General features: G+C 72.6%; 10 protein-coding genes. 6 read left to right on the top strand and 4 right to left on the bottom strand.

Annotated elements, in window-relative coordinates:
* Window positions 1-303 (top strand): Uma2 family endonuclease (locus VF697_RS33470; protein WP_331101389.1); only part of this gene is annotated, 303 nt, incomplete at its 5' end.
* Between the two features lie 46 nt (window positions 304-349).
* Here the strand turns inward: VF697_RS33470 and VF697_RS33475 are convergent.
* Complete coding sequence (locus VF697_RS33475) at window positions 350-826, bottom strand: hypothetical protein (protein ID WP_331101391.1); 477 nt, start codon at window positions 824-826, stop codon at window positions 350-352.
* 312 nt (window positions 827-1,138) lie between these two features.
* Window positions 1,139-2,080, bottom strand: coding sequence for a DUF3445 domain-containing protein (locus VF697_RS33480; RefSeq protein ID WP_331101393.1), 942 nt, complete (start codon window positions 2,078-2,080; stop codon window positions 1,139-1,141).
* A 321-nt stretch (window positions 2,081-2,401) separates the two neighbouring features.
* Here VF697_RS33480 and VF697_RS33485 point away from each other — a divergent pair, with 321 nt between their 5' ends.
* The 5 genes from VF697_RS33485 to VF697_RS33505 all read left to right on the top strand — a co-directional run bounded on the left by VF697_RS33485 (window position 2,402) and on the right by VF697_RS33505 (window position 8,769).
* The gene (locus tag VF697_RS33485; RefSeq protein ID WP_331101394.1) at window positions 2,402-3,550 is read left to right on the top strand and encodes a zinc-dependent alcohol dehydrogenase; all 1,149 of its coding nucleotides are present in this window, start codon (window positions 2,402-2,404) and stop codon (window positions 3,548-3,550) included.
* A gap of 13 nt (window positions 3,551-3,563) precedes the next feature.
* Window positions 3,564-3,923: a hypothetical protein gene (locus VF697_RS33490; protein ID WP_331101396.1), complete on the top strand. Its 360-nt coding sequence runs from the start codon at window positions 3,564-3,566 to the stop codon at window positions 3,921-3,923.
* Window positions 3,924-4,107: 184 nt separating this feature from the next.
* The gene (locus VF697_RS33495) at window positions 4,108-4,836 is read left to right on the top strand and encodes an NlpC/P60 family protein (protein WP_331101397.1); all 729 of its coding nucleotides are present in this window, start codon (window positions 4,108-4,110) and stop codon (window positions 4,834-4,836) included.
* A gap of 125 nt (window positions 4,837-4,961) precedes the next feature.
* The gene (locus VF697_RS33500) at window positions 4,962-7,604 is read left to right on the top strand and encodes an ATP-binding protein (RefSeq protein WP_331101398.1); all 2,643 of its coding nucleotides are present in this window, start codon (window positions 4,962-4,964) and stop codon (window positions 7,602-7,604) included.
* A gap of 28 nt (window positions 7,605-7,632) precedes the next feature.
* The gene (locus VF697_RS33505; RefSeq protein WP_331101400.1) at window positions 7,633-8,769 is read left to right on the top strand and encodes an aminotransferase class V-fold PLP-dependent enzyme; all 1,137 of its coding nucleotides are present in this window, start codon (window positions 7,633-7,635) and stop codon (window positions 8,767-8,769) included.
* Window positions 8,770-8,792: 23 nt separating this feature from the next.
* Here the strand turns inward: VF697_RS33505 and VF697_RS33510 are convergent, their stop codons facing one another.
* On the bottom strand, window positions 8,793-9,521 hold the full coding sequence (locus VF697_RS33510; RefSeq protein WP_331101402.1) for a hypothetical protein: 729 nt from the start codon (window positions 9,519-9,521) through the stop codon (window positions 8,793-8,795).
* Window positions 9,518-9,739: hypothetical protein (locus tag VF697_RS33515; RefSeq protein ID WP_331101404.1), on the bottom strand; the 222-nt coding region annotated here is incomplete at its 5' end. The genes VF697_RS33515 and VF697_RS33510, both read right to left, overlap by 4 nt.

A 9,739-nucleotide genomic window follows, 5' to 3' on the forward strand; every position in this document is an offset into this window, starting at 1 on the left:
GACGAGCCCTTCATGACGCTCGCGCCGGACTGGGTGAGCGAGGTGCTCTCGCCCTCCACCCGCGGCATCGACCGGACGCGCAAGCTGCCCATCTACCACCGCGAGGGCGTGGCGCACGCCTGGCTCGTGGAGCCGCGCGCCCGCACGCTGGAGGTGTTCCGGCGCGAGGCCTCTGGCTGGCTTCTCACCGCGACGCACCGCGACGGGGACGTGGTGCGCGCCGAGCCCTTCGACGCGGTGCCGCTCGGGCTGGGCGCGCTCTGGTTGGGAGGCGGTGGGGCACAGGCCGAGCGCACCCCCTGAGCCCTCGGGCCTCATCGGACGGAGCGGAAAGACCTCGCTCGGGACTTCACTTCAGCGCCGCCACCAGTTGGACGCCGAACGTCGCGGTGAGCGCGTCTTCCAGCAGGCCCGCGACGACATTGGGAACGCGGAGCCGCTGCGTGGTGAACTGGCGCAGCGCGTAGAACGCGAAGGAGGAGACCAGCGCGCCGGCCGCGCCGATCAGCGCCGGGCCGAGCACGGGGCGCTTGCCCCGCCGGGCCACCTCCGCGCCCACGACGGCGCCGGAGAGCAGCCGTATCGCCAGCGCGGGGGGCGCGATGCGCGCGGGAGTTCGTGGCAGCTTGTCGGCCACGAGCTCGCCGAGGGCCAGCACCGCGAGCGTCCACGCGCCCGCCTTGGACGACAGTGCTCGGTCGAGGCGTCCTCCGACGACTCCGGTGTCTCGCGAGAGCCGCTGACTCAGGAAGGCGGGAGCACTGAGGGAGCGCATCCCCGCGACCACGCCCAGTCCCGCCGCTGCCAGCACCTCGGTCCGTTCCATGTGTGGCCCTCCGTGAACGTGTCCCTGCCGGACAGGGTGGGGATGGTTCACTCAGGAGACCAGGGCTCCCGACAGGAGGCGCCATCTCTCGCTCGCTTGCCTTCGCGATGCAGCGGGGCGAGGGCCCGTGCGCAACGATTCTCTAGGAAGGCAAGGCCGTGCTTCTGCGCCGCGAGCGCCACGAGCCACGGACTCGGTGAGCGCGGAGCGGAAGCAGTCCCGCACGCGCGCGGGCCCGGTGGGGCCTCCCGTCTGCGCATCCGCTCGCCACGAGGGAGCCGACGAACGCGGCGACGCGGCGCATGCTCGCGCTCAGGAGTTGGCGGCCTGGGGCACGGTGTCTGCCTCCAGGTACGCCAGCAGGGGCGCCAGCAGGGGCGTGAGCCGCTTGTAGTCGCTCACGGCCGGCGGGACGGTGCGCAGCACGTTGGCGAGGCGGCGGCGGCGCTCGGGGTCCACGACTTCGCCGGCCACGGGGGCGCGGTAGGTGTGGATGGTGAAGAGGATGCCGCCCGTGCGCGGCAGCAGCGTGAGGGTCTGCCGCTCCAGCCGCAGGAAGCACCGCTCGCCCGCGTCGCGCGCGGTGATGCCCTCGAAGAGATGCACCCACTCGCGCAGCGTCCAGGGCGCCAGGTCCAACCGGTCCGTGACGCTGATGGCCCAGTTGCAGCGGGTGACGGAGCGCCCGGCCTTGAGCCCCTGCATCAGCCGCTGGGTGGCGGCGCCGAGCTGCGCGTTGAGCCCCGGCACCGGCGCATGCACCTCCATCAGCGAGCGCCCCAGCTTCTCGTCGAGGCTCCACATGGAGGGGAAGCACAGCTGCCCGGCCACCAGCGGCAGATCCTCGCGCGTCCCGTCCAGCACCAGCAGGTCCTCCTGCACCTGCAAGCCGAGCCAGTCGAGCGGGGCCCGGGGCAGGCTGTCCGCCTCGCCCGGGGTGAAGCGCGTCTCGGTGCCGAGCAGGTGGTTGCGCCAGCGCCAGCGCTCGCCCTCCACCTCGAGGGAGAAGTGCTGGGGGTGCTGGCGCGCCAGGAGGGGGAGCACCTCCGTCACCGTCTCCCACTGGAGCGGCTCCGTGCCGGGCGCGGCCTGGAAGCGGGCGCGGGGGTTGTCGGCGAGCAGGGCCGCCTTGAGCGCGAGCTCGTCCCGGTAGTGCGGCGCGTCCACCTCGATGAGAGACTCGTCGGGCCGCAGCGCGCGCACGCCCAGCGTCAGCGCGAAGGTGTCTTGCGAGAAGGGGAAGTAGGGCAGCATGGCGTGGCTCCTCGCGGGAAGGTGTCGAGTCTACGCCCGGGCCCCTGAGTGCGAACAGCGCCAGCGGCCCCTGCATTGTCCCCCGGTCGACGCGTCCCTCCCGCCCGCGCGCTGGAGGACCGTCCGGTTTCGGGAAGGCCGAGGGGAGCAGCCGAGCGGAGGGGCCCTCTCGCGGCCGCCGCTGGGCCGGAACGGGCTGCCGGGCTGGAGGCCCCGAGGACTCGCCCGCCTCGCCCGTGTGCCTAGCTTGACGGGGCGACTGAGGGCGTCCAGCACACCCGCCCCGGGCGGGCGGCGTGACAGGAGAGGGGAGCGGGCGACATGCAAGCCATGGTGTACGAGGGGCCCTACCGCGTGAAGGTGGGGCAGAAGCCGGATCCGGTCATCGAGCACCCCAATGACGCGATTGTGCGGGTGACGCGCTCGGCCATCTGCGGCTCGGACCTGCACCTGCTGCACGGGCTGGTGTCGGACACGCGGGTGGGCTGCACCTTCGGCCACGAGTTCGTCGGCGTGGTGGAGGAGGTGGGCTCCTCGGTGCGCTCGCTCCAGCCGGGGGATCGGGTGGCGGTGCCCTTCAACATCTCGTGCGGCAGCTGCTTCTATTGCAAGCGCGGGCTGACGGCCAACTGCGAGAACACCAACCCCAACAGCGATTTGGCCGCGGGCGTGTACGGGTATTCGCACACCACGGGCGGCTACGAGGGCGGCCAGGCCCAGTACGTGCGCGTGCCCTTCGCGGACGTGGGGCCGATGAGGATTCCGGACGACATGGAGGACGAGGAGGTCCTCTTCCTCACCGACATCCTGCCCACCGGCTACCAGGGCGCGGAGATGGGCAACATCCAGGCCGGGGACACGGTGGTGGTGTTCGGCTGCGGCCCGGTGGGCCTGTTCGCGATGAAGTCCGCGTGGCTGCTCGGCGCCGAGCGCGTCATCGCGGTGGACCACATCCCCTACCGGCTGGAGTTCGCGCGCAAGTACGCCCGGGTGGAGACGCTCAACTTCAAGGAGGAGGACATCGTCCCCACCCTGAAGGAGATGACGGACGGGCGCGGGCCGGACGTGTGCATCGACGCGGTGGGCATGGAGGCCGAGGGCTCCAAGCTGCACAGCGTGCTGGGGGTGACGCTGAAGCTGGAGGCGGGCTCGCCCACGGCGCTCAACTGGGCCATTCAGGCGGCGCGCAAGGGCGGCACCATCTCCGTCGTCGGGGTGTACGGGCCGCCGTGGAACCTGGTGCCCATTGGGACGGCGATGAACAAGGGCCTCACGATGCGGATGAACCAGTGCAACGTGAAGCGCTACATGCCGCACCTGCTGGAGCACATCCGCGCGGGGCGCATCGACGCCAGGGGCATCATCACCCACCGCTTCCCGCTGGGCGAGGTGGCGCGGGCCTACGAGCTCTTCGAGAAGAAGCTGGATGGGTGCATCAAGTGCGTGCTGCTGCCGCACGGGCATGCGTGAGAGGAGGCACGGAATGGCGGACCAGGAGCACACGAAAATCCCCGGGTGGGGCGTGGACGGAGACCCGAGAGACCGGCCCGGCGTGCCGATGCACCAGAAGCCGAAGGTGCGCACGGGCGCGCACTGGAAGGAGCCGGAGCGCCAGCCGCCGCCGGGCTTCCCGGTGCTCAAGCGGGTGGAACTGGACGAACTGACGCCCACGTTCGGCACGGCGGCACCGCCCAAGGGGCTCAGTGGCCTGCTGCGCCGGGTGGCCTATGACATCCCCGAGCACCGGGTGCGGCACGTGCTGCTGCTGCTGATGGCGGACCGGGTGGACGTGGTGGAGTCGCGGCTGAGCGGAGGCAGGTGGTTCGGCCGCTCGCGCGAGTAGTCGTTGTGGCCGGTCGGGTGAGAGGCGTTCTCCCGAGGGAGCGAGGCTGGCGGGCAAGTCTGTCTTTCCTCGCCTGCGCTCCCGCGGAGGCGCGAGAAGTAGCCTGCTCAACAGGCGGACGCATGTGGGCGCGGGTGCGGCCCATCCCCGGTGAATGCGTGGGGCGGTACGCTCGTCCGCACGCATGATGCTTCGCAATCTCCTGCTCCCATTGGTGCTCGGGGTGCTCGGCACGGCTCCCGCCGTGGCCGCCCCTCGCGCGGCGGTGAAGCCCGTGATGAAGGCGAAGAAGTCCACGGGCTCCACCGGCAAGGTCCAACGCTCTCGCGGCACGAAGGCCATCGCGAAGGCCACCGCGGCGAAGAAGAAGCGGCCTCCCGTCAAGCTCACCCGGGGACACCGCGTGGCGCGCCGCGTGGGCACCCTCGTGGGCCGTCCCCTGGCGGCGCAAGGCCAGGGCAAGGTGCCCGATGATTGCTCCGGGCTGGTGCGGCTGGCCTACCACACGGTGGGCATCGAATTGCTGTCGCACGGCACGCTGCCCGGGGAGAACGCGGTGAGCGCCATCTACCGGCGCGCCCAGCGCGCGGGGGCCCTGCACCCGCGCAACCCGAGCCCCGGAGATGTCCTCTTCTTCCGCGAGACGTACGACCGCAACCGCGACGGCCTGCGCAACGACGGGCTGACGCACGTGGGCGTCATCGAGGCCGTGGGGCGCGACGGCACCGTCGTCTTCGTGCACCGCGGCGGCGGCGGGGTGAAGCGCTCGCGGATGAACCTGCGCTTCGCCGCGCAGCACCGGGACAAGGGCGGGCGCGTGCTCAACGACTACCTCCGCCGGGCCGAGGGCGGAGAGGACGCCCGCCTCTCCAGCGAGCTCTTCGTCGGGTACGCCTCGGCCTCCCGCCTGTAGGGCCGCTCGCTTCCTCGCCTCACGGGCGTGCATCCCTGTGCCCGTGTCCCGCTCCTGGGTAGGAGGACCCGGGGCGCGGGGTGCATTTGGGCCACCTCGTGGGAACACTCCTTGTCGGGGTTCCCATGGTCATCGAGACGCAGCCGCAACTGGCGGGACAGTCGGTGGAGCGACTCCTGCGGCTCCAGCGGGTGACGAGTGGGCTGGCGCAGGCGCTCACGCCGGCCCAGGTGGCCAGCGTCATCGTCCTGCAGGCCGGGCCAGCGCTGGGCGCCGCCGAGTGCTGCGTCTTCCTCCTGGGGGAGCCGGGGGTGCTCCGGCTCGTCGAGGCGGCGGGGATGCCCGAGGTGGACTCCGAGCCCTGGCGGAGCTTTCCGGTGGACCTGCCCGTCCCCATCGCCGAGGCGGCGCGGGAGGCCGAGCCGGTGTGGGTGGAGTCGCTGGAGGCGCTGCGGCGGCGCTACCCCTTCATGAAGGACGTGCCGCTGGGCCGCCAGCGGGCCTGGGCCTTCCTGCCGTTGGAGCTCGCGGGGCGGGTGCTGGGGGTGCTGACGCTCGGCTTCGCGCGCGAGCAGGGCTTCGCGCGGGAGGACAAGGACTTCGCCTGCCTGGTGGCCCGGCACTGCGCGCAGGCCCTGGAGCACGCCCGCCTGTACGCGCGCGAGCGCGAGCTGCGCGAGGAGGCCGAGCGCGCGCGGGCCGAGGCCGAGGCGAGCCGCCGGGAGCTGGAGCAGGAGCACCGCCGCCTCCAGGCCGTGCTCCAGCAGATGCCCCAGGGTGTCCTCCTCGTCGAGGCCCCGAGCGGCCGGATGCTGATGGCCAATGAGCAGGCGGCGCGCATCGGCCGGAGGCCCGCGGTGCCCTCCGCGTGGCGCCCGGAGGAGTACACGGCCGTCCCCGGGTTCCACCCGGACGGGCGGCCCTATCTCCCCCACGAGTGGCCCCTGGTGCGCGCCCTCACCACCGGGGAGGTGGTGCGAGGCGAGGTGGCGGACATCCAGTGCGAAGACGGCAGCCGCGCCACCATCGAGTTGAGCGCCGGGCCGGTGAAGGACGCCGAGGGCCGGGTGGCGGCCGCCGTGGCCATCATCGAGGACATCACCGCGCGCCTGCGCACGGAGCGGGCCCTGCGCGAGGGGGAGGCGGTGTTCCGCCGCATCATGGAGTCCGACATGATGGGGCTGTCCTTCTCCAACGACGAGGGCCTCATCCTCGAGGCCAATGATGCCTTCCTCTCCATCGTCGGCCACCACCGCGAGGAGGTGGCGCAGCGGCGCCTGCACTGGCGGCAGCTGGGACCGCCGGAGAAGAGCGAGGCCGGGGGCCGGGCCCTGCGCGAGCTGTGGACGCGCGGCGTGTCCACCGCCTTCGAGCTGGAGCTGGTGCGCGCGGATGGCAGCCGCGTCCCGGTGCTGACGGGCTCGGCGCGGGTGGAGGAGCAGGACCGCGTCCTCTCCTTCGTGTTGGACCTGTCGGACCTCAAGCGCGCCGAGGGGGCGCTGCGCTTCCTCGCCACGGCCAGCCGCATCCTGGGCCAGTCGCTGGAGCTCTCGGACGCCACGCTCCAGCACGTGGCGTGCCTGGCGAGCGTGTCGGTGGCCTCCTGGTGCATCATCGACCTGGTGGAGCCCGAGGGGCACCTGCGCCGGGCGGCCGCGGCCCACCGGGACGAGGAGCAGGAGGCGTGGCTGGGGCGGGTGTGGCCCCTGCCCTCGCCGCACGACACGGGTGGCCCGCTGCTGGACGCGGTGCACTCGGGCGAGCCGCTGCTCTTCCCGGACTTCGGCGCGGAGACGTGGCGGCACCTGACGGCGGGCGCCACGCCCCCGGAGCACCTGGAGGACTGGTTGGCGTGCTCGGTGATGGTGGTGCCGCTGCGCTCGCGCGAGCGGGGCGTGGGCCTGCTCACGCTGGGCTCCCGCGCGCCGCAGCGGCGCCATGGCCCGGAGGACCTCGCCATGGCGCAGGAGCTGGCGCTCCGGGTGGCGGCCACGCTGGAGAGCGCGCAGCTCTTCCTGGAGTCGCAGCGGGCGGTGCGCCTGCGTGACGAGTTCCTCGCGGTGGCCTCGCACGAGCTGAAGACGCCGCTCACGCCGCTGCGGCTGCTGCTCCAGGGGCTGCGGCGGGTGGTGGAGTCGCGGCCGGGGCAGCCCGTGGAGCCCGAGCGCGTGCTGCGCGCGGTGGAGGGGGGCGAGGCCCAGGTGCGCAAGCTGGCGGGGCTGGTGAATGACCTGCTGGACGTCTCGCGGCTGGCGCAGGGGCGGCTACCGCTGCACCTGGAGTGGGTGGACCTGGTGGCCCTCACGCGCGACGTCGTCGAGCAGTTCGCCGCCGAGGCCACGCGCGCCGGCTGCCGGGTGGAGCTGCTGGACGGCTCGCCCGTGGTGGGCCGGTGGGACCGGGTGCGGCTGGAGCAGGTGGTGACGAACCTGCTCACCAACGCCCTCAAGTATGGCAAGGGCCGGCCCATCGCGTTGCGCGTGTGGGGGGAGGGCGGCGTGGCGCGGCTGCGGGTGTGCGACGAGGGGATTGGGATTGCCCCGGAGCACCGCGCCCGCATCTTCGGCAAGTTCGAGCGCGCGGTGTCGGACAGGCACTACGGCGGGTTGGGCCTGGGGCTCCACATCACCCAGCGGATCGTCCAGGCGCTGGGGGGCACCATCCTCGTGGAGAGCGAGGAGGGCCGGGGCTCGACCTTCACGGTGGAGCTGCCGCTCGAGGCCGTGCGGCGCGTGGACGAGGCGGCGCAGGAGGAGCGGCTCCCCTAGGCGCCGGGCACGCTATGCTCTCGCGCCCATGAGCCTGCCCTCCCAGCGTCACCTCTTCGAGCTGCCCGACGATGTCACGTGGATCAACTGCGCCTACATGGCGCCGCAGCTGCGCGCGGTGACGGAGGCGGGGCGGGAGGCGGTGGGGCGCAAGGCGAGGCCGTGGCTCATCCGGCCCGAGGACTTCTTCACGGACTCGGAGGCGCTGCGGGGCCTCGTCGCGGAGCTGGTGGGAGGGGACGCGGAGGGCGTGGCGCTGGTGCCCTCGGTGAGCTACGGGCTGGCGGTGGCGGCGGCGAACGTGCCGGTGCGGGTGGGCCAGCGGCTGCTGGTGCTGGCCGAGGAGTTTCCCTCCAACGTGTACCCGTGGCGCGAGCTGGCCGAGCGCGCCGGAGGGCAGGTGGTGGCGGTGGGCCGGCCCGAGGACGGGGACTGGACGCGCGCGCTGCTGGCGGAGCTGGACGAGCGCACGGCGCTGGTGGCGGTGCCGCACTGCCACTGGACGGATGGGAGCCGGGTGGACCTGGTGCGGCTGGGGGAGCGGGCGCGCGAGGTGGGGGCGGCGCTGGCGGTGGACGCGACGCAGTCGCTCGGCGCGCTGCCGCTGGACGTGGCGGAGGTGCGGCCGGACTTCCTGGTGGCGGCGGGGTACAAGTGGATGATGGGGCCCTACAGCCTGGGCTTCCTCTACGTGGCGCCGCGCTTCCGCCAGGGCCGCCCCATCGAGCACAACTGGCTGTTGCGCGGAGGCAGCGAGGACTTCGCGCGGCTGGTGGACTACCGGGACGACTTCCAGCCGGGCGCGCGGCGCTTCGACGTGGGCGAGCGCAGCAACTTCGTGCTGGTGCCCATGGCGCTGGCGGCGCTGCGGCAACTGCTCGCGTGGGGCGTGCACGAGACCCAGGAGACGCTGCGCGAGCTGACGGCGCGGGTGGAGCAGGGGGCGCGGGCGCTCGGGCTGGAGGTGCCGCCCGAGTCCCAGCGGGCGGGGCACCTGGTGGGGCTCAAGCGGCGGGGCGGCTACGCGCCGGACGTGGCGGCGAAGCTGGCCGCGCGCCAGGTGTACGTGAGCGTGCGCGGGGACAGCATCCGCGTGTCCCCGCACCTCTACAACACGGCGGCGGACGTGGACCGCCTGCTGGAGCTGCTCGCCCCGCTCGTGTGAAGCGCGCGTGCGGCGAATGAGGCCTACCGGATGGATGGCCAGTGAGCCACGCCCTGGCGGAGTGGCTTCAATCGCTTGTACTCGGCGGGATACTCGCCACTGCTGAGCTGCTGCTCGGCCTGGAGGAAGGCGGCATCGAGCTCGGCGATGCTCGGAGAGAAACGAGTCTCGTAGCCGGGCAGCTCGGTGCTGCACCAAGCCCTGAAGAGCTCGATGAGGAAGGGTGAGCAGGGGGGATCCGCCTGCACCAGATAGCGCTGGTCCTCCGCGCAGGAAGCCAGCACGACCCGCTCGTTGCGCGCCAGCGGTAGGAAGATGCCCGCATGGCAGGTGGCGAACACGAGCACCTGGGTACCGGGCACGTCATCCAGGCACCGACGAAGCACCTCCGGTGTGAGCAACCGGGGCCCCTCATCGTCGCTGGCGAACTCATCCACGGGCGCCGAAGTCAGCAGGCCGTGATGCTCGCCGTGGTTGGTGGCGATGAAGAGAAGCGCATCGTCCGCGTTCGCGCCTCGCGCCAGTCCCTTCACTGCTCGCTCCAGCGCCTCGACCGTGGCCGGGTATTGGGACACGGCCAGCCCTGGATGCAGCAGATCCTCATGGCCGAGGAAGGCATGGATATCCTCGTCCCGGACGCCCAGGGCTCGCGCGGCGCGGAGAGACAGCTCCAGGTCTCGTACGGAGGCTGGAAAATCGAACTTGCGAGCGGGATTCGCCCACCCGCACCACAGCAGCGCGCGGCGGGTCACGGGGTCGGCTCCGCCACGGGCAACAGACGAACGGAGCCGGACTGGTTCTCGGGCAGTTCCGTGTCGCGCAGGACGGGCGGTCCATCTCCTTCCACGGGGATGAAGGCCCACCAGGCGGGGTGGGCCCAGCGAGTGGTCGGTGAGGGATCCAGCAGGGCCACGTAGCAGCGGTCGTAGGCCTTGTCCTCGGGAAATGGCACTCGGGCCCCTGCCGCATC

The organism is Archangium sp. (assembly GCF_036388035.1).
In the GTDB taxonomy this organism is placed as follows: Bacteria; Myxococcota; Myxococcia; order Myxococcales; family Myxococcaceae; genus Archangium.